We start from the raw sequence: 18,548 nt of genomic DNA, 5'->3' as shown, positions 1-18,548 counted from the left end.
TATTTGTTTTAAAACTTATTTAACAGCGGCATCGGCCAATGCTTCTTCAATTAAAGATGCATAAAAATCTTCAAGCTTCCATCCCATGGCTTTCACCTGCTGCGGAACAATGCTGGCATCGCTCTGCCCCGGAATGGTATTTATTTCCAACATAAACGGCTCGTTGCGTTCTTCATTGTAAATAAAATCAATTCGTATAACACCGCTGCAATTGAATACAGCGTATACTTTCTTTGCTGTATCGCTTACTTTTTTATACATCTCATCACTTGCTTCTGCAGGAGTTATTTCTGTACTCTTGCCCTGGTATTTGGCAATAAAATCAAAAAACTCCATATCTGCATGGGCCTTTACTTCCGTCATTGGCATGGCAACAATTTCACCTTTATGTTTAAATACGCCAATGGTAAATTCACGACCGGTAATCATTTCTTCAACCAATACCTGGTTGTCTTCTGCAAATGCCTTTTCAATTGCAACAGCAATATCTTCTGTTTTACTCACCTTGCTCATGCCAATACTGCTGCCGCCGTTGTTCGGTTTTACAAACACGGGCAGTTTTAAGTTAAACTGGTTGATATCGAAAGGCTGCTGTTTAAACAGGTGTACACTTTTGGCAACATTGATACCGGCAAATGCAGCAACTGCAACCGTATACCGTTTATTGAATGTAATGGCCGATGTTGCAGCATTACACGAAGTGTATGGTAAACCAAGCACATCGAAATAGCCTTGAAGCTTCCCATCTTCGCCAGGTGTACCATGCATACCGATGAATACACAATCGAACGTTACTTTATGGTTGTTAACGCTGATGCTGAAATCGTTCTTGTCAACAGCAAATAATTCACCGTTATCAGCTTTGTAATACCAACCATCTTTGGTAACATCAATGACGTATACATTGTATTTCGACTTATCGAGATGATTAAAAATGGTTGTTGCACTTTTATACGAAATAACCGCTTCGCCACTATAGCCACCTGTAACCAAGGCTATTTTTTTGGGTCCGTTCATGATGATGGTTGTTTAAGTATTCGTTTGATGTCTGATTACTGCTTTCTTTACGGGGCATGTTGTATTCAAAAACCCTGCCGCTAAATATTACATTCCCTGCTTTTCTGCACCTGCATTGCCCGAGTCGATCACAAATTTCCATTTACCATCCTGTTGCTTCTTCCATACGTTAAGGTAGGTTCCTCGCAATGTTGTATCGGCAGTAACAACCTTGTAAACGCCGTAGGTATAACCCATATCGGCCGATGCGGCAATGTCGGCACCAATTGGTTCCCATGTCATCGTAAAGGAAGTATCCTCCTGTGCGTTGAGGTATTTGATCACATCGGCTTCAACAATAGGCATATAGCCGGGGCGCAACAATACGGCATCATCAGCTGCATATTCAAGAAAAGCTTTGTTCATGCCAACTTTTTCGCTGGCGGCAGAAAAAGCCTTATCCGTATCAAGCATTTGGTTGAGCTGGTTACCGGTATTTTCAGATTGTTCAGAAAGTGTTTCGGGGCTTTCCTGCTTTTTAAACTCCCAATTACAAGCAGACAAAACAGCTGCAGCCAGCAAGATATATGCAAACTTCTTCATTGCTGCAAGATATAAAAAGCAAGGTGAAGGTTTTCAAGCCTTCACCTTTTTTTAACGGGAAATATCACCCGCTGTATTCCGGAATCGTTCTTACGGGAACTCATCCATCGGTTGAAAAAAGACTAACTGTGTAAGCGCTCTTTACGTGCCATCAAAGCATCTACTGTTTCCTGGTACATATCGTCCGGAACGCAGCAATCTACCGGGCAAACAGAAGCGCATTGCGGCTCTTCATGAAAACCCTGACACTCGGTGCATTTGTTGGGAGTAATATAATACGTATCCATGCTTAACGGTGATTGCTTGGCAGCAGCATCCACCTCAGAACCATCGATGAGGGTATAAGATCCTTTAACGGTTGTTCCATCAGCGATTGCCCATTCTACACCGCCTTCATAAATTGCATTGTTCGGACATTCGGGTTCGCATGCCCCGCAGTTGATACATTCTTCTGTAATTTTTATAGCCATAACCTTTGAAATTTTTGGGGTTAGATTTGATTTACTTTTGCATTTCAAATGTAAACTAAAGCTTTGAATGAATTTACAACAAAGGCTGGAAATTTTATCGCAACTTGGTGAATATATTTCTTCGCAATCGCCCGAGTGGCAAGTGGCCTGCCAGAGAGCCGAACAGCAAAACAACTGGTTTACACAGGCATTTATTAAAAATGCAGCAACTACAATTGCTGAAAACTTTTTACAGCTGACGAAACTACGTAACTGGGTTGATTCCTATCATCTTGATGACAATGTATTGCCGAAGACTGTTGGTATTGTAATGGCGGGAAATATTCCGATGGTTGGGTTTCATGATTTGCTTACGGTTTTTGTAAGCGGCCACAAACAATTATGCAAACTTTCTTCGAAAGATGAGGTATTGCTGAAACATCTAGTACAGAAGATGACAGAATGGAATCCTGACACAGCCAATCATATTCAATTCAGCAGTATGCTGAAGGATTGTGATGCGTACATTGCAACCGGCAGCGATAACAGTGCCCGCTATTTTGAGTATTATTTTGGCCGCTACCCTTCCATCATCCGTAAAAACAGGACCTCTGTTGCGTTGCTTACCGGTAACGAAACGGAAGAACAACTTTCATTACTGGCAGATGATGTAATGCTGTACTTTGGTTTGGGTTGCCGCAACGTTACCAAACTGTATGTGCCACGTAACTACGATTTTGTTCCGCTGTTAAATGCATTGCGGAAATACAAGTGGATGTTCGATCATCACAAGTATCGCAGCAATTACGATTACCAGCTCGCTATTTATTTAATGAACAATGTGTATTACATGACGAATGATTGCATTGTACTTGTAGAAAACGAGCAGCTGTTTTCACCCATCGGCACCCTCCATTACAGTTACTACAACTCACCCGAAGAAGTAACAGCTAATTTGCTGAATAATGAACAGGTGCAGGCTGTTACCGGCACACAGGCCATACCATTTGGTTATGCACAAGAACCTGCATTAACAGATTATGCCGACGGCGTAGATGTGATGGCTTTTTTACAAGCTATTTAGCACTTCGAAAAGCGCATGCCATACATCCGGCACTCGGTTATTTCATTAAAAAACGAATGTGATCAGCTAAGTTCTTCTGGAAAAATTAGCGCTCTGCTTATAGTCACTAAAAAGCCCGGAATAAACAGATTAATTGTTTGTTCCGGGCTTTTTTCTTCGTAACTTAATACAAAGAAGCAGGTTTCATTACAGCACCTATCAGAAAGAAATAAAGTTTTCGACTATATTTTTTTTCATTTTAAAATTTCTGTTATGAAACATTATCACATCGTTTCACGCATTGCCATTTATTTACTTTCCGTAATACTTATTGCATTCGGTTTGTTTCATTACAAATACCCCTACGATCTTCTGGTATACGTGCCGGACTTTTTGCCCGGCGGAATAACATGGGCTTACGTAGTAGGTACCGCATTTATACTTGCAGGCTTATCGTTTATTACAAACAATTTTGTAAAAGTTGCGGGCTATGTACTGGCAGCCATGCTAATCGTTTTTGTATTAACTATTCATCTGCCCAATTCAATGAACGCAGGAGCGCCCGAAATGCGGCAGATGGCGTTGATTAATTTATTGAAGGATACTGCTATTGCTGCATTTGCGTTGCATATTGCAGCTGGCGCATACAAGCAACACCTGCATTTCGATCATAACGATTAAGCATGCACAAGATTGAGCAATAAAAAATACTGCTGATGCAGTTGCTTCATTGCTATGCCTGCATCAGTAACTCATGTCGTCGAGCTTAACCTTTCCTTTAAAGGTCCAGAACACAAATGCTGTGTACATAGCTACCAACGGAGTACCTATCAATGCAATAATGAGCAGTATTTTCATTGTTTTGGCCGACGCTGCTGCGTTATGGATAGTAATGCTGTTATCGATATTATTACTTGCGTATAACAGGTATGGAAAAATTTCTACTGCAACCATAATCAGCAACAAGGCAATGGTTATTGCCGAGCTGAGAAACGCATAACGGTACATGCCTTTCTTAATCTGCCTGGGAATATTTGCAATCGCCAATATCATCAACACCGGCAACAAAAACAACCCGGGTGATTGTTTGAATTGATCGCTCAGATGCGGTATGTACAGCAGTGTATACAATGTTGTAATAACAAAGCTCAACACAAAGAATACGGTAAAGTTGTTAGCCAACAGATGCATTTTTGTATACAGCCTGTTTTCTGTTCTCATGGTAAGATAAATAGCTCCATGCATCAGAAACAAAGCCAATGTAGTAATAGCCACCATAATTGGAAAGGGATGAAAAAACGACATCCAGTTGCCTGCAAATTCTTTATCGGCATTTAACGGAATGCCATAGGCTACGTTGCCCAACATCAACCCGAGCGAAAGTGCAATCACAATACACGCTATGTTGTAAACAACATCCCATGTTTTACGCCACCACAACATGGGTTCTTTACTTCTAAACTCAATTGCGACAGCACGAAAAATCAACCCCATCATAAAAATCATAAACGGAACATAAAAAGCAGAAAAAATGGCTGCATATGCAACAGGGAAACCGGCAAACAAAGCACCACCGCCAATAACCAGCCATACTTCGTTGCCATCCCATACAGGGCCAATCGCATTCATGGCAATCCGCCTGCTTTGTTCTTTCTTGAGCAGTAAGTGCAGGGCACCGGCCCCCAAATCGAAACCATCGAGTATGGCATAACCGCTGATGACGCCTCCAAAAACAAGAAACCACCACACATTGTAATCCAAACCGAGAAATGTTTCCATAATTATTGCTGCATAATTGGGTTATTACGTTTGCTGCTTTCTTCTAACTCTTCCTGTACATGATCACTTACTGGTCCGTGTTTTATTTTTCGATTGAGTAAATACAAAAACAAAACCAGCAACAACAGATACACTATTGTAAACATGATGAGCGAAAAAAGTACCTGGTTGGCAGTTACTGTTTTCGATAATGCATCCGATGTTTTTAATAAACCGTAAACCACCCACGGCTGTCTGCCCATTTCGGCTGCAAACCAACCTGCCTGATTGGCAATTTGCGGCAGTAACACACTAAACACAAAAAGCCAAAGCAACCATTTTGTTTCAAACAAACGGTTACGCCGCCATTGCCACACAGCAAACAGTGTTAATGCAATCATTGCAATACCACAGGCAACCATGATATGATAAACCTGAAAAATGGCATTGATCTGTTTTGGCCGCTCATCTGCAGGGAAAGCGTTTAACCCTTTCACCGGTTCATGAAAATTTCCATATAGAAGAAGCGATAATCCACCAGGAATTTTTAAACCACGCACCTCTTGTGTTTTGTTGTTCACATAGCCCAACAAAAACATATCGGCTCTTGCCAAAGTATCGTAATGGCCTTCAAGAGCAGCAAGTTTTGCCGGTTGGTTTTTAGCCACACCATCTGCACTGTGATGACCTGCTACCAACTGCAACAACGAACAGGCTGTGGCAACAATCAACGCAAGTTTAAACGATGGTCTTGCAATTTCGAGATGACGTTTGCGAAGAATATAATATGCATTTACACTCAGCACCAGAAAAGCACCCGAAAGAAAAGCACCGATCCAAACATGTGTTAAACGATCTACACTGGAAGGGTTAAATACCATTGCCCAGAAATCGGTAATCTCGGCACGGGCGTTCATACCTTCGCCAACAATATGATAACCTGCCGGAGTTTGTTGCCATGAGTTGGCCACCACGATCCAGATGGCAGAAAACAAGGAGCCAAAAAACACCATGATAGTTGAAAAGAAATGAACTTTTGAACTAACCCTGTTCCAGCCAAAGATGAGAATACCTAAAAAGCCCGACTCCAATGCAAAAGCAAAAATGCCTTCGGCTGCAAGTGCGCTGCCAAAAATATCACCCACATATTTTGAATAAGTTGCCCAGTTTGTACCAAACTCAAACTCCATGATAATACCCGTTGCCACGCCAATACCAAAGATGAGAGCGAAAATTTTTATCCAGAAACGGGTTGCATCTTCATAGATTTTTCTGCCTGTTTTTAAATACATCCCTTCCATAATTACAAGCAGCAACCCTAACCCAATACTTAAAGGCGGATAGATATAATGAAAGGCGACGGTAAATGCAAACTGTATGCGGGAAAGGACTTCTACATCCATATAAAAGGTTGAAGATTGAAGAAAAGTCAGCTTGAAAAAACAAAGATAGATAAGGATTACACCCACACTAAAAAGTGCGGATATAAAATATTTTAATAAACACACAGCCGTTTGTCTGCAAAACCAAAAACCCGTTAAAACACCTTTTTTGAATGATAGCGGTGGTAATAGATTTGTGTTCTAAGGCCGTTGCTAACCTGTACTGAAAAACACCTTATCAGCTTTCTCGAAAAACAGACCCTTATATACCGCAGGAGAACATGCATAAAGTCTTATTCAAATTCCGGCAATTCAGCTAAGCTGATGAGCCGGTTTTCTTTTTTAGCCCATGCATAGGTGTACGAACCGTTACTGACGACAAGAAAAGGAACAGATACTGACATGTTATAACGTACAACCTGTTCAACTACTTTTTCCGACAACTCCACATCCATTGCCTTGCACTCGATCATCATCCATGGTTGATGATGTCGATCGAAGATCAATACATCAAACCGCTTTTTTAATTCGCCCAAACTGATTTCTTTTTCAACACCAATAAATGAAGCGGGATATTTTTTTGTTTGAATGAGATATTGAAGCAGGTTTTGCCGCACCCATTCCTCCGGTGTAAGCCGTACCCATTGTTTACGGATTTCATCAAAAATCAACTCTTTGCCCTCCTCTTCTTTCATACGGAATGCCGGTTGCGGAAACGTTACCTGTATCATGCGTCAAAGTAAATGATTAATTTAGCAGAATTTAAAAAAATGAAAGCATGAAGACGAAAGAAGAAATAGTACAGAACTGGCTGCCCCGTTATACCGGACAGCAATTAGAAGATTTTGGCAAATACATTCTTTTAACCAACTTCAGCAATTACGTGAATTTGTTTGCAGAATGGAACAAGGTTGAAGTAATTGGTAAAGACAAACCCATGCAATGTGCCACTGCTGATGGCATCACCATCATCAACTTCGGTATGGGCAGCGCCACTGCAGCAACAGTTATGGATCTGTTATCAGCTATTCAACCAAAAGCAGTATTGTTCTTGGGAAAATGTGGCGGACTGAAAGCAAAAAATAAAATCGGCGATCTGATTCTGCCAATTGCTGCCATACGTGGAGAAGGTACCAGCCGTGACTACTTCCCAACAGAAGTTCCTGCGCTGCCTTCATTCGCTCTGCAAAAAGCCGTATCAACAACCATCCGTGATTACGACAGTGATTACTGGACAGGTACTGTTTACACCACCAACCGCCGTGTTTGGGAACACGACGAGGAGTTTAAAGCATACCTGGAAAAAGTAAGAGCAATGGCCATTGATATGGAAACAGCAACTGTATTCATGGTAGGCTTTGCCAATCATATTCCAACTGGTGCCTTGTTACTAGTAAGCGATAGTCCGATGACACCCGAAGGTGTTAAAACAGAAGAGAGCGATAAGAAAGTAACGACCAACTTCGTTGAGAAGCATATCAAAATCGGTATCGATTCGTTAAAACAACTCATCAACAACGGCAATACGGTTAAGCATCTTCGTTTTGAAGAATGAGCAATGCTTTACTTTCCATACAGGAACTAGAAGTTGCGTTTACAACAGAAGATGGTTTTACCAAAGCTGTTAACGGCATTTCTTTCAGCATCGGTAAAGGAGAAACTGTTGCAGTGGTTGGCGAATCGGGTTCGGGTAAATCGGTTACCTCGCTTACAGCATTACGTTTACTGCCACAGCCGCCCGCAACGTATCCGAAAGGAAGTATTCTTTTTACACGCAAAGATGGTACTACAATCGATCTGTTACATGCTTCCCCTTCGCAGTTGCAAACAATCCGTGGCAATGAAATTGCAATGATCTTCCAGGAGCCGATGACATCGCTTAACCCGGTATTTACCTGTGGAGCGCAGGTCATGGAAGCTATTCAGCTACACCAAAAGCTGCATAAAGAAGAAGCCCGTTTACGCACATTGGCCTTGTTTGAAAAAGTTAAACTACCCAATCCGGAAGCCATGCTTCAGCGCTATCCGCACCAGTTGAGTGGCGGGCAAAAACAACGGGTAATGATTGCAATGGCCATGAGTTGCAATCCATCGTTGTTAATTGCAGATGAACCTACAACAGCTCTTGATGTAACAGTGCAAAACACCATTCTGCAGCTGATAAAAGAATTGCAACAGGAAACCGGCATGGGCGTACTGTTTATTACACACGACCTTGCTGTTGTACACGATATTGCCGACAGAATTGTAGTGATGTACAAAGGCGAAGTTGTTGAACAGGGAGCTACAGCCGAAATTTTCCAGAACCCGCAACACCCCTACACCAAAGCATTGCTCGCCTGCCGGCCTGCACTGCATCCAAAAGGGAAACGCTTGCCGGTAGTGAGTGATTTTTTAGAAGTGGAAAGTAAAGCCGATAGCCATCAGCCGATAGCAATTAGTAAAAAAAACGCCGAATCCTCAACTCCGCTCCTTCAAATTCAACACCTCAACGTTTGGTTCCCGGAGCAGAAAAAACTGTTCGGCAAACCAACTTCCTTTATCAAAGCGGTGAATAATGTAAGTTTTGATGTATTCGCCGGCGAAACGGTTGGCCTGGTTGGCGAAAGTGGATGTGGCAAGACCACATTGGGCAGAGCCATTTTACGTTTGGTTGATGCAACATCAGGTAGCATTGTATTAAATGGCGAAGACATTCTGCAAAAAAATGCTGCTGCATTTAAACCGCAGCGCAAAGATCTGCAGATCGTTTTCCAGGATCCTTATTCATCGCTTAATCCACGCATCAGCATTGGCGATGCCATTACCGAACCCATGCTGGTACACTGTTTGGCTGCATCGAAAAAGCAGGCAAAAGAACGAACCATTGATTTACTGGAGAAGGTGAATCTCACTGCCGATCATTTTAAACGTTATCCGCATGAGTTCAGCGGGGGTCAACGGCAACGCATTGTTATTGCAAGAGCGTTGGCTCTTCACCCATCGTTTATTGTTTGGGACGAATCGGTTTCTGCATTGGATGTAAGCGTACAGGCACAGGTGCTCAACCTCCTCAACGATCTGAAACAGGAATTCAACTTCACCTCCATTTTTATTTCGCACGACTTAGCGGTGGTACGCTACATCTGCGACCGGATTATTGTCATGAACAAAGGAGAGATCGAAGAATCAGGCAGTGCCGACGATATTTATTTCAATCCGCAACAAGCATACACCCGGCAACTACTCGAAGCCATTCCCGGCCGTGGATTATAGTTGTAAGCAGTAAAAAGAGCAAAGGTTACCAGAGGCTGGTACGCTACCATGGCTATCTCCCTGTGGATAAGTTTCCCCTGTTTTCAGCCATTTCCCTTACCTTTGCACGCATCAAAAAGTAACAGGTTCAAACCCGGTGCCGTAAGACGGGGTTTGGAGAGTCACTCCCGAGTACTCATCTCACAGCTGCGTTTGCACCGTTACCAAAATTTATTAAAACGTAGTATGAAGTTATCTCAGTTTACCTTCGATCTTCCCCTTAATCTTATTGCCCAAACCCCCACAAAGAAACGTGAAGACAGTCGCCTGATGGTGGTTCACCGCAAAACCGGTCAAATTGAAAACAGAACATTCCGTGACATTATGGAATACTTCGACGACAAGGATGCTTTTGTTGTTAACAACACCAAAGTATTCCCTGCCCGTATGTATGGCCGTAAAGAAAAAACAGGTGCTAAAATCGAAGTATTTCTTCTTCGTGAATTAAACAAGCAAAACCGTTTGTGGGATGTAATTGTTGATCCCGCAAGAAAGATCCGTGTTGGTAACAAATTATACTTCGGCGATACAGAAGACCTGGTTGCAGAAGTAATTGACAATACCACATCACGTGGCCGTACCATCCGTTTTCTTTTTGATGGTACTGATGAAGAGTTCCGCACGGTGTTGTACAACATGGGCGAAACGCCATTACCCAAATACATCAAACGCAAACCCGATGAAGAAGATCGTGAGCGTTACCAAACCGTGTTTGCAAAACACGAAGGTGCGGTTGCAGCTCCAACAGCTGGTATGCACTTTAGCCAGGAATTAATTAAGCGCTTGGAAATTCAAGGTGTGCGTTTTGCAGAAGTTACATTGCACACTGGTTTAGGTACCTTCCGTCCGATTGAAGTGGAAGACCTGAGCAAACATAAAATGGATGCTGAGTATTACAAGATTGATGAGTTTGCCTGCAAAATCGTAAACAAAGCAAAAGAAGGCAAACACCGTATCTGCTCTATCGGCACAACAACTATGCGTGCACTGGAAACATCATTTACCGCACAGCAACTATTAAAACCAAGTGAAGGCTGGACCAATATTTTCATCCACCCACCTTACAACTTTAATATTGCCGATTCATTGGTAACAAACTTCCACCTGCCTAAAACAAGCCTGTTGATTATGACCTGTGCATTTGCCGGTTATGAATTAACAATGGAAGCATACAAAAAAGCAATTAAAGATAAATACCGTTTCTTCAGTTATGGAGATGCGATGTTGGTTATCTGATAACATTATCCCTCTCCCTGTGAGAGGGATTTTTTTAGCACATGCAAAGCAGAAACGGAGAATCAATAACAAATCTTCGTTTACTTTGCGACTCAGCGCCGGAAGGCAAAAACAGTTTTTGAAATGAACAGCAAAACAGCAAAAGAATCGTTTATTGTAATGACAGAATTGGTACTGCCGAACGATACCAATGTATTTGGAAACCTGATGGGTGGTCGTTTAATGTACTGGATGGATATTGCTTCGGCACTGGCTGCAGGCAAACATTGTAACTCACCTGTTGTTACAGCAAGCGTTGATAATATTTCGTTTGAGAACCCGATTAAGCTGGGTAATGTTGTTCATATTGAAGCAAAGGTTTCAAGAGCTTTTAACAGCTCCATGGAAGTACACATGAAAGTTTGGGGAGAAGATACAGTGCAACAATACCGCTACAAAAGCAATGAGGCCTATTACACATTTGTCGCCCTCGATCCGAACCGCAAGCCCAAACCTGTACCACAATTAATTCCTGAAACAGAAGAAGAGATCAGGTTGTTTGATGGTGCATTGCGCCGCCGTCAGTTGCGTTTGATTCTTGGCGGAAAGATGAAGCCAAATGATGCAGCAGAATTGAAAGCATTGTTTGCTGATGAAGGCTAATAACCTCACTCCGGCACATAATCTTCCGGCAGCATATTTGCCAGCCGTTCATACATCCATATACCGTCGTGGTAAAACGACATGGCTGTTAACAAACGTCCACGATAATCGATCAGTATAGGAACAGGCGGTTTAACAGGTCGTATTCCTGAAACAGTACCATCCCGCATTTGCCCGGTAATGATTCTGTTTCGTGTTACTTCATTTTTAAGGTTTGTGTTTTTGTTATACAGTACACGTAACCAATGGGCTACCTTCAATTGGTAAATGCGGTATCCCGAATCTTTGTACAAATGCAGGACACTATCTTCTGTAACAGGCACAGCTACCTCTATACTGCTCGTGCCGTTGCTGCGTAAAGTTATTGTTTCGCCTGGTTCACGCTTTAATTCTTTCCGGTAAACATTCTGCATTGTAAACCCTTCCTGTTTGAGGTTTTTGTTTACCAGGCTTCTGAAAAAATGCATTGAACTGCCATCGTATGTTTGTTTTCGCCTGCGTGCCCATTTCCGTTTGGTTTCGCCTTCTGTATCCTTATCAACAAAACGGGTGTACCCGAAAAATCTCGATTCGCCCGTGGTACGGTTGAAATAAAAATCAACCAAATCAAAATTAATCACATAGCCAAGCTCGGGATTATCTACCACCAGTGTAGTATCGCAGTAAGCAATTATTTCGCTGCTGTTTTGTCCTGTTGTAAACTGAACGTCTTTGAGGTTTTTAATTTTCGCCCTTTCAGCTGCTGCAGTTTGTCCTAACAACGTGCGTTTAAAAATTTCGAGATAACGCATTCTTGTTTCACTTGGCAAAATGAGCAGCTCACGCATCTGCTGTTCCTTTCTCCCCATTTGAAATGAAATCTTAAGCGAAGCAGCATGCAGGTTTGCTACATAGAGTATTTTGTGATAGCCAACAAAAGAAGCAACAACCTCATACTCTCCGGGTACAAAGGGCCCTAATTTAAATTCGCCTGCAGTGTTGGTAACCGTGCCACTGGTTGAATTATTGATAAATATACTTGCATTGGCAAGCGGTTGTTGCGTATCGCCGTCTACCACAACACCATAAATAAAAAAGTTTTGCGCATAAAGACTACTGCTCAATTGCAGTAAGAGAAAGAGGATGATGAAGGTTCTAATAAAGTACATCAGCAATACACAAGGTATGTTGTAAAGATAAAAGAAAGAGCAGCGCTTAATCTACATGCTCATGATGAAAACTATGGCCGCAGTTCGGACATTTGATTGTTTTCTTTTGCCGCATTTTCTGCATCTCTTCTAAAAACCCAGCTGTAATAATACCCGCAGGCAAAGCAAAAATGGCTACGCCGCAAAGCATAATTACGGCTGTCATTATTTTTCCTAAAGTGGTTACGGGAACCATATCGCCATAACCTACCGATGTAAGTGTAACAAAGGCCCACCATAATGTAGCGGGTATGCTTGTAAATACTTTTGGCTGTGTTTGGTGCTCGGTAAAATACATAATGCTCGATGCAATGATTACAAGAAAAAGAATCAACACAACGCTCAACTTTAATTCGCTTGCCCGTTTTACAAATACATTTCGCACCATCCGTGCAGATTTCATGTAAGCAGTAAGCCTGAACAAACGCAAAAAACGTAATAAACGAAGAATCCGCAACACACGCAAATCGAGTCCGATAATGCTATGAATATAAAACGGAAGAATTGCCAGCAGATCAATAATACCATCAACCGAAAAAACATATTTAATACGGCCGTAGAACGAATGCTCAAATCTTGTTTCGTGTATGCAACTCCACAACCGTAACAGGTATTCAATAGTAAAAATGATAACAGATATCAGATCGAAATACTTAAAAAAAATAAAATATTTTTCGTGTAAAGGCTGTACTGTTTCAAGTATCACCACGATTACGTTGGCAATAATTAAAAAAATAATGAAGCCGTTAATGATCTTGTCCCATTTTGTTTCTCCTAATTCGGGATGCAGCAAAACATGAACTTTTTTCCTGACTTTGTGGTACATGCAGTGGGTTTTGGCTGTTTTAAAGTTAATGAATAAAACAGGTTTCGCAAGTGCTAAGAGTAGTACAGACCTTCGGTATTACCATAAAAAAAGGATGAACTTCAGTTCATCCTTCAAATTAATTTTAGCAGCTCCTATTTATCGATAATGCTCATAAGATGATGCCGTCCTTTGAGCATATACTTTTTACTCTGTTCAATCGAATCCATCACCTGGTCCAGTATTTCTTCCACAGGTGCATTATAGTCGATATTGAGTGGTTCTTTAATATTTACAGAAAGAATACTTCCTCGCTTTTTAAACTTCAATCCTTTTTTATTGAATGCACGCCAGAACCCGTTAATAACGATTGGCACAACAATAGGCTGATTTTGTTTAATGATGTACGCAGTTCCTTTGCGGCCGGGAGCAAACGGCTTGGTTGTACCCTGCGGAAAAGTTATTACCCAGCTGTCGTTCAGTGCACGGGCAATATTTCTTGTATCGCCGGGATCAAGTCCACGTTGTACTTCTTTACCTTCTGCACGCCATGTACGTTTAACAGTAATGGCACCTGCTTTTGCAAACAAACGGGTGAGCCATGTATCTTTCATGGTTTCTGCCGCTGCTACGTAATAGATATTCGTCTTGGGATTAAGGAGATAATAAGGAATACCCAATCCTTTATAACGCCCCCATTTTGCTGCGAAGAAAATGTGCAGGAAAGTAATTACGTCTGCAAAATAAGTTTGATGATTACTTACAAACAATACATTGCGGCCGGGCAAATTTTTTAAATTTTCTGCGCCGGTAATTTTTAACCTGTTTATGAGTGCAATGCCCGGGTACGTAATTACGCCCAGAACACCATAAATAACCCTGCGGGTAAGGTTAAGTTTCCTCAGTCTTTCTACAAAAGTTGACATGGTTAAAGTTGATTGACGACCCTATGAGGGATGTGCAAGATAACAATTTGGTAATACTGGCAAACATTAATTTTCAGTTGTCGACATATTACTACAAAGTTAATTTGCCCCTACTTTTGCGCCATATAACAACAACTCAAAAGTAAATAATCTGCACAAAATGGCGACGCATGTTGCCCATGCAGAAATTTGCAGAGAAGTTTAGTTACCCATATGTTCGACAGAACTACTTTAAGCAAAAGGCATGAAATTAAAGGCAGCAATTTTTGATATGGATGGTTTACTCATTGACAGTGAACCATTATGGCAGGAGGCAGGAAGTGAAACCTTACAGGAATTCGTCATTAACTTAACCACAGAACAATACCACAGCTCTACCGGTTTACGCACCGAAGAATGGATAGAGCATTGGTTTCATTATTTCAATCTTCCAATGCAACATGCACCAGCGGCAGTTGAAACAATTATACAAAAAGCAATTGCGAAAATTGATGCAAAGGGTTCTGCTTTTTCCGGAGCCGACAGTATTATTCCGTTTATCCGCTCGTTTGGTTTAAAGGTTGGCCTTGCAACTTCTTCGCCCTTGTCATTGGTAGAAGTGGTATTAAAAAAGCTACAACTAGAAAACAGTTTCGACGCAATTACATCTGCAGAAAAACTGCCGTTTGGCAAACCACATCCCGAAGTGTACCTCAATTGCGCAGGTGCATTAGGCGCTGCCGGAATGGAGTGTATTGCTTTTGAAGATTCGTTTAATGGTATGATTGCAGCAAAAGCAGCCCGCATGAAATGTGTTATTATTCCTGCAGCAGCAGATTATGATCATCCAAAATGGAGTGCTGCCGATTTAAAACTGCAATCCCTTACTGCGTTTGACGAAACAAAACTGCAACTCTTTTTATAGCTGCTCCGACAGATGATGTGTGTTAAGCGTTTCTCGCAGGAGTCCAAGCAAAATGCGTTTATCGGCAAAACCAATAAATGCACCGTCGGCATTAATTACGGGAATATGCCATAATCCTGATATATCAAACAATCGCATGATCTTTTGAATATCATCCTTAGCCGAAATGCTGTACTGTGGTTTTACACTTACATCTGCTACCGAAGTTTTATCAAATAAATCTTCACGCAACAGCACCGATTTTACATCATCGATATACACTAAAGCTGTAAGCTTCTGCTCTTCATTCAACACCGGAAAAACTGTTTGATCGGTAATAAGAAATGCATTGCTGAGTTTACGGAAAGGATCATCGAACTTTAAAGCAATGTATTTGCGATCGATAATCGATTCCGGTTTAATATTATTCAACAGCACCAGTTCCCTGTCATCAATTTTGAATCCTTTCTGTGCCAGTTTTTCAGTATAAATGGAGTATGGTTCAAATGCCCTGCTGATGAAATAGCTTACTGCAGAAACAATCATCAGCGGAACAAACAATGTATAACCTCCGGTAACTTCTGCAATTAAGAAGATAGCTGTTAATGGCGCATGCACAACACCGCTTAAAATTCCTGCCATACCTGCTGCAACAAAATTTACAGTGAGTAACTCCTTCCATCCTGTTGCGTTAAAAAAATAGGCGAACCCAAAACCGGTTACTGCGCCGGTAAACAAGGTTGGCGCAAACACACCGCCATTACCACCTGCATGCAGTGTTAATGAGGATGCAATTACTTTAAAGAAAATAATACCGATGATGATCAATAGAAAAACATACGGATTACTCACCCACTCTGCATAAAAAGTATTGTTGAGTAACTTGTGTGAATTGTTCTGAAACAAAGCAGCAATGGTTGAATAACCTTCGCCATACAACACCGGGAAACAGAATATCAAAAGCCCCAGCATTAACCCTCCGATTATTGCTTTTGGCAAAACATTTTTAACCGCAGCAAATTTCTTCTCCGACCAAAAATACATCCGCATAAAATAAACGGACAGTAAACCACATAAACCACCAAGCAAGAGGTAAAACGGTATAGCGTCAATGCGCCAGTCTTTCGTAAGCAAATAAAACAAATGCTCGTCGTACATAAGTCTGGAAACAACGGCACCACTTGCCGAAGCAATGAGAATAGGAATAAATGTAGGAATTGAAAATTCTGCAATCAACACTTCCATAGCAAACAGCACTCCGGCAACCGGCGTATTAAAAACAGCTGCAATACCCGCAGCTGCACCGCATGCCAATAAAACAACCCGCTCTTTATGACTTAACAGAAAAATGCGGGCAATATTGGAACCTACAGCAGATCCTGTGGTAACAATGGGTGCTTCCAAACCAACCGAACCACCAAAGCCAACAGTAATTGCACTACCCACCATATGCGTATACATATTATCGGGCGATACGTTTCCATGACGTTTTGATACCGACTGAATGATGTTGCTGATACCGCTTCCTATTTTTCCTTTGCGAATCTTCTGCACATAAAAAACAGTGAGTAAGATGCCAATGAGAGGAAGCAGATAAAAAAGATATTGCCACGAATTGTCCTGGAAAAATCCTCCAAGAAAATGCTGCACAGCATGCACGGTTTTCTTAAGCAACACTGCAACAAAACCCATTGCCACACCTACAATAATACTGGCAATGAGTAAAAAATTACGATCGCTGATGCGTGCAACTCTGTAACGGTTAATATTTCGAATAACATTCCTTAGCGACATGAACATCAGGCAAATTCCAGTATTTCTTGAAAACCCGGAGTGGTAATTTGCCGGTCGGCAAGGTAATTCAATAATTCATTCGATGAACAAAAAGATACACCAACACCTACATGCTTGATCATACACAAATCGTTTTCTCCATCACCTACTGCAATAGCATTGTTGATATCGATGTTGTAATGTTTCAGAATATGCTGTACTGCATTTGTTTTGCACATGGCATGCTTGCAAATCGATTCTGTATGATTAAAAAAGAAAGAAGGCAGTTTTACTTCGCCTGTTGCCACACTTTTTGAAAATTCCAGCTCATTGGCGAGAGAAAAATCGGCACCAATTTTTGTTTTGATATGATTGGTAACAACATCGTAACTATCGCTGATGATACCTACAACATAACCTCGCTTTTTTAATTCTGTTACAACATCTTTCGCATCGTGCACTAACGGAATACCATCTGCAACGGCAAGTACCTGCGACAGATCAAGCCCTTTCAGCAGCTTTGCAATATTTTTTGTTGTACTGGCAGTGTCTGCACCTGCTGCACGAATGTTGAGCAATTCCTTTTCAAAACCATACAATCTCGCACAGGTATCAATAAAACGCCCACGCAGAATTGTTCCGTCCATATCAAAAATAGCAATCTTATCGAGCCCCTTTAAACTCTCACGGATAGCAAACTCCATCTGATCACGTATTTCAGAAAAAGACTGCAGCTCTTCCAGTGTTGCATTTGGTTTATTCTGCTGCATGGCTTTTTGAATAATGGCACGTGATACTTCTTTACTCATTTTACCAAGCGCTTGCCAGGGTTTGCTCTTATTATCGATGTAGCCGATATTTACTTCTGTAATGCGTGCTTTTTGAAGATACATATCGATGAGAATACCGATATCAACACCGTAGTCATCATAAAAATCAATCTGTTCAAAAAACTTTTTTCTTCCCGCTATCATACCACTCAGTGGTTGTTCAAACTCCGACAAATCGGGAAACAAAATATTGAGTAACGGTTTTGCAACAAGCTCCGTAACACGACCTGCATTTCGCTCAAATGTTGCTTTTACAAAATCGTGTGTGTCGTTTATGATCGGATCGGTAAGATTACAAATAGTATTTGGCGGATAAGGGTTAATATCACCGTCAAGAAAAATTAAAATATCATTCGATGCACAAAGCATCCCCTCTTTCATAGATGCACCTTTTCCTAATTTAGTACTCGTAATTACTTTTGCTCCGGCAGCCGTTGCTATTGATACTGTATCATCAAACGATTTATCATCCACTACAATAACTTCCGTTACATGTTTATTTGCAAATGCGAACTTCACTACACTCGCAATTGTTTCTGCTTCATTCAATACCGGAATAATAACTGTTACCATACGAATAGGTTTTAAAATTCAGAAAATCGGGGTTAACACTCAGTTAGTTTACAGGGAGTACAGGCAGGATAAACTTTTCCTGCGGAACACTTGCAAGATGGATGCCACAAAAAAATGGTTGCCTTGCCGAAATTTAATTTCGTCTAAT

19 protein-coding genes are annotated in these 18,548 nt (G+C 41.3%); 8 read left to right on the top strand and 11 right to left on the bottom strand.

The window, feature by feature from the left end; all coding sequences use genetic code 11:
• Window positions 1–15 precede the first annotated feature (15 nt).
• Window positions 16–1,017: a D-alanine--D-alanine ligase gene (locus IQ13_RS14625; RefSeq protein ID WP_144887135.1), complete on the bottom strand. Its 1,002-nt coding sequence runs from the start codon at window positions 1,015–1,017 to the stop codon at window positions 16–18.
• Window positions 1,018–1,104: 87 nt separating this feature from the next.
• Window positions 1,105–1,422 carry a YybH family protein gene (locus tag IQ13_RS21620; RefSeq protein ID WP_242009562.1) on the bottom strand — a complete coding sequence of 106 codons (318 nt, stop codon included), beginning with the start codon at window positions 1,420–1,422 and terminating at the stop codon, window positions 1,105–1,107.
• Between IQ13_RS21620 and IQ13_RS21615 the strand changes: the two genes are divergently transcribed.
• Entirely contained in the window at window positions 1,421–1,654 is a 234-nt protein-coding gene (locus IQ13_RS21615; protein ID WP_242009561.1) for a hypothetical protein, read from the top strand. The genes IQ13_RS21620 and IQ13_RS21615 overlap by 2 nt on opposite strands.
• Before the next feature lie 67 nt (window positions 1,655–1,721).
• Here the strand turns inward: IQ13_RS21615 and IQ13_RS14615 are convergent, their stop codons facing one another.
• Entirely contained in the window at window positions 1,722–2,069 is a 348-nt protein-coding gene (locus tag IQ13_RS14615) for a 4Fe-4S dicluster domain-containing protein (protein WP_144887133.1), read from the bottom strand.
• Window positions 2,070–2,136: 67 nt separating this feature from the next.
• Between IQ13_RS14615 and IQ13_RS14610 the strand changes: the two genes are divergently transcribed.
• Window positions 2,137–3,132, top strand: coding sequence for an acyl-CoA reductase (locus tag IQ13_RS14610; RefSeq protein ID WP_144887132.1), 996 nt, complete (start codon window positions 2,137–2,139; stop codon window positions 3,130–3,132).
• A 252-nt stretch (window positions 3,133–3,384) separates the two neighbouring features.
• Window positions 3,385–3,792 (top strand): DoxX family protein, encoded by a 408-nt coding sequence (locus IQ13_RS14605; RefSeq protein ID WP_144887131.1) that lies wholly within the window; start codon window positions 3,385–3,387, stop codon window positions 3,790–3,792.
• Window positions 3,793–3,855: 63 nt separating this feature from the next.
• On the opposite strand, the gene cydB is transcribed toward IQ13_RS14605, so the two are convergent.
• The 3 genes from cydB to IQ13_RS14590 all read right to left on the bottom strand — a co-directional run bounded on the left by cydB (window position 3,856) and on the right by IQ13_RS14590 (window position 6,982).
• Window positions 3,856–4,890: a cytochrome d ubiquinol oxidase subunit II gene (gene cydB / locus IQ13_RS14600; protein ID WP_144887130.1), complete on the bottom strand. Its 1,035-nt coding sequence runs from the start codon at window positions 4,888–4,890 to the stop codon at window positions 3,856–3,858.
• Between the two features lie 2 nt (window positions 4,891–4,892).
• Window positions 4,893–6,272 carry a cytochrome ubiquinol oxidase subunit I gene (locus IQ13_RS14595; RefSeq protein ID WP_144887129.1) on the bottom strand — a complete coding sequence of 460 codons (1,380 nt, stop codon included), beginning with the start codon at window positions 6,270–6,272 and terminating at the stop codon, window positions 4,893–4,895.
• Window positions 6,273–6,544: 272 nt separating this feature from the next.
• The gene (locus tag IQ13_RS14590) at window positions 6,545–6,982 is read right to left on the bottom strand and encodes a type I restriction enzyme HsdR N-terminal domain-containing protein (protein WP_144887128.1); all 438 of its coding nucleotides are present in this window, start codon (window positions 6,980–6,982) and stop codon (window positions 6,545–6,547) included.
• Window positions 6,983–7,029: 47 nt separating this feature from the next.
• Between IQ13_RS14590 and IQ13_RS14585 the strand changes: the two genes are divergently transcribed.
• The 4 genes from IQ13_RS14585 to IQ13_RS14570 all read left to right on the top strand — a co-directional run bounded on the left by IQ13_RS14585 (window position 7,030) and on the right by IQ13_RS14570 (window position 11,423).
• Window positions 7,030–7,806: an AMP nucleosidase gene (locus IQ13_RS14585; RefSeq protein ID WP_144887127.1), complete on the top strand. Its 777-nt coding sequence runs from the start codon at window positions 7,030–7,032 to the stop codon at window positions 7,804–7,806.
• The gene (locus IQ13_RS14580; RefSeq protein ID WP_144887126.1) at window positions 7,803–9,506 is read left to right on the top strand and encodes an ABC transporter ATP-binding protein; all 1,704 of its coding nucleotides are present in this window, start codon (window positions 7,803–7,805) and stop codon (window positions 9,504–9,506) included. Before IQ13_RS14585 ends, IQ13_RS14580 begins: the two co-directional genes overlap by 4 nt.
• Window positions 9,507–9,731: 225 nt before the next feature.
• A complete protein-coding gene (gene queA, locus IQ13_RS14575) occupies window positions 9,732–10,781 on the top strand; it encodes a tRNA preQ1(34) S-adenosylmethionine ribosyltransferase-isomerase QueA (RefSeq protein WP_144887125.1) in 1,050 nt (349 codons plus the stop codon).
• A 123-nt stretch (window positions 10,782–10,904) separates the two neighbouring features.
• Complete coding sequence (locus tag IQ13_RS14570) at window positions 10,905–11,423, top strand: acyl-CoA thioesterase (RefSeq protein WP_144887124.1); 519 nt, start codon at window positions 10,905–10,907, stop codon at window positions 11,421–11,423.
• A gap of 5 nt (window positions 11,424–11,428) precedes the next feature.
• Here IQ13_RS14570 and IQ13_RS14565 read toward each other — a convergent pair whose 3' ends face one another.
• The 3 genes from IQ13_RS14565 to IQ13_RS14555 form a co-directional block, all read right to left on the bottom strand.
• Window positions 11,429–12,571 (bottom strand): carboxypeptidase-like regulatory domain-containing protein, encoded by a 1,143-nt coding sequence (locus IQ13_RS14565; RefSeq protein ID WP_144887123.1) that lies wholly within the window; start codon window positions 12,569–12,571, stop codon window positions 11,429–11,431.
• A gap of 46 nt (window positions 12,572–12,617) precedes the next feature.
• Window positions 12,618–13,436 carry an ion transporter gene (locus IQ13_RS14560; RefSeq protein WP_144887122.1) on the bottom strand — a complete coding sequence of 273 codons (819 nt, stop codon included), beginning with the start codon at window positions 13,434–13,436 and terminating at the stop codon, window positions 12,618–12,620.
• A gap of 134 nt (window positions 13,437–13,570) precedes the next feature.
• Window positions 13,571–14,341 (bottom strand): lysophospholipid acyltransferase family protein, encoded by a 771-nt coding sequence (locus tag IQ13_RS14555; protein WP_144887121.1) that lies wholly within the window; start codon window positions 14,339–14,341, stop codon window positions 13,571–13,573.
• A 244-nt stretch (window positions 14,342–14,585) separates the two neighbouring features.
• Here IQ13_RS14555 and hxpB point away from each other — a divergent pair, with 244 nt between their 5' ends.
• Complete coding sequence (hxpB, locus tag IQ13_RS14550) at window positions 14,586–15,245, top strand: hexitol phosphatase HxpB (protein WP_144887120.1); 660 nt, start codon at window positions 14,586–14,588, stop codon at window positions 15,243–15,245.
• On the opposite strand, the gene IQ13_RS14545 is transcribed toward hxpB, so the two are convergent.
• Both IQ13_RS14545 and IQ13_RS14540 read right to left on the bottom strand, forming a co-directional pair.
• The gene (locus IQ13_RS14545) at window positions 15,240–17,018 is read right to left on the bottom strand and encodes a chloride channel protein (protein ID WP_158637405.1); all 1,779 of its coding nucleotides are present in this window, start codon (window positions 17,016–17,018) and stop codon (window positions 15,240–15,242) included. The genes hxpB and IQ13_RS14545 overlap by 6 nt on opposite strands.
• Before the next feature lie 5 nt (window positions 17,019–17,023).
• Window positions 17,024–18,400: an HAD-IB family phosphatase gene (locus tag IQ13_RS14540; RefSeq protein WP_144887118.1), complete on the bottom strand. Its 1,377-nt coding sequence runs from the start codon at window positions 18,398–18,400 to the stop codon at window positions 17,024–17,026.
• Window positions 18,401–18,548: the final 148 nt, after the last annotated feature.

Origin of the sequence: Lacibacter cauensis (genome assembly GCF_007830055.1) — a bacterium.
Taxonomy (GTDB): domain Bacteria; phylum Bacteroidota; class Bacteroidia; order Chitinophagales; family Chitinophagaceae; genus Lacibacter; species Lacibacter cauensis.
Note: the sequence above shows the minus strand (reverse complement) of the source record. Positions and strands in the feature narration are given on the sequence as shown.

What these genes read in the sequence shown, in the direction of transcription:
- IQ13_RS14625 (WP_144887135.1), bottom strand. Translation starts at nt 1,017, where the DNA reads ATGAACGGACCCAAAAAAATAGCCTTGGTTACAGGTGGCTATAGTGGC.
- IQ13_RS21615 (WP_242009561.1), top strand. Translation starts at nt 1,421, where the DNA reads ATGCCAACTTTTTCGCTGGCGGCAGAAAAAGCCTTATCCGTATCAAGC.
- IQ13_RS21620 (WP_242009562.1), bottom strand. Translation starts at nt 1,422, where the DNA reads ATGAACAAAGCTTTTCTTGAATATGCAGCTGATGATGCCGTATTGTTG.
- IQ13_RS14615 (WP_144887133.1), bottom strand. Translation starts at nt 2,069, where the DNA reads ATGGCTATAAAAATTACAGAAGAATGTATCAACTGCGGGGCATGCGAA.
- IQ13_RS14610 (WP_144887132.1), top strand. Translation starts at nt 2,137, where the DNA reads ATGAATTTACAACAAAGGCTGGAAATTTTATCGCAACTTGGTGAATAT.
- IQ13_RS14605 (WP_144887131.1), top strand. Translation starts at nt 3,385, where the DNA reads ATGAAACATTATCACATCGTTTCACGCATTGCCATTTATTTACTTTCC.
- cydB (WP_144887130.1), bottom strand. Translation starts at nt 4,890, where the DNA reads ATGGAAACATTTCTCGGTTTGGATTACAATGTGTGGTGGTTTCTTGTT.
- IQ13_RS14595 (WP_144887129.1), bottom strand. Translation starts at nt 6,272, where the DNA reads ATGGATGTAGAAGTCCTTTCCCGCATACAGTTTGCATTTACCGTCGCC.
- IQ13_RS14590 (WP_144887128.1), bottom strand. Translation starts at nt 6,982, where the DNA reads ATGATACAGGTAACGTTTCCGCAACCGGCATTCCGTATGAAAGAAGAG.
- IQ13_RS14585 (WP_144887127.1), top strand. Translation starts at nt 7,030, where the DNA reads ATGAAGACGAAAGAAGAAATAGTACAGAACTGGCTGCCCCGTTATACC.
- IQ13_RS14580 (WP_144887126.1), top strand. Translation starts at nt 7,803, where the DNA reads ATGAGCAATGCTTTACTTTCCATACAGGAACTAGAAGTTGCGTTTACA.
- queA (WP_144887125.1), top strand. Translation starts at nt 9,732, where the DNA reads ATGAAGTTATCTCAGTTTACCTTCGATCTTCCCCTTAATCTTATTGCC.
- IQ13_RS14570 (WP_144887124.1), top strand. Translation starts at nt 10,905, where the DNA reads ATGAACAGCAAAACAGCAAAAGAATCGTTTATTGTAATGACAGAATTG.
- IQ13_RS14565 (WP_144887123.1), bottom strand. Translation starts at nt 12,571, where the DNA reads ATGTACTTTATTAGAACCTTCATCATCCTCTTTCTCTTACTGCAATTG.
- IQ13_RS14560 (WP_144887122.1), bottom strand. Translation starts at nt 13,436, where the DNA reads ATGTACCACAAAGTCAGGAAAAAAGTTCATGTTTTGCTGCATCCCGAA.
- IQ13_RS14555 (WP_144887121.1), bottom strand. Translation starts at nt 14,341, where the DNA reads ATGTCAACTTTTGTAGAAAGACTGAGGAAACTTAACCTTACCCGCAGG.
- hxpB (WP_144887120.1), top strand. Translation starts at nt 14,586, where the DNA reads ATGAAATTAAAGGCAGCAATTTTTGATATGGATGGTTTACTCATTGAC.
- IQ13_RS14545 (WP_158637405.1), bottom strand. Translation starts at nt 17,018, where the DNA reads ATGTCGCTAAGGAATGTTATTCGAAATATTAACCGTTACAGAGTTGCA.
- IQ13_RS14540 (WP_144887118.1), bottom strand. Translation starts at nt 18,400, where the DNA reads ATGGTAACAGTTATTATTCCGGTATTGAATGAAGCAGAAACAATTGCG.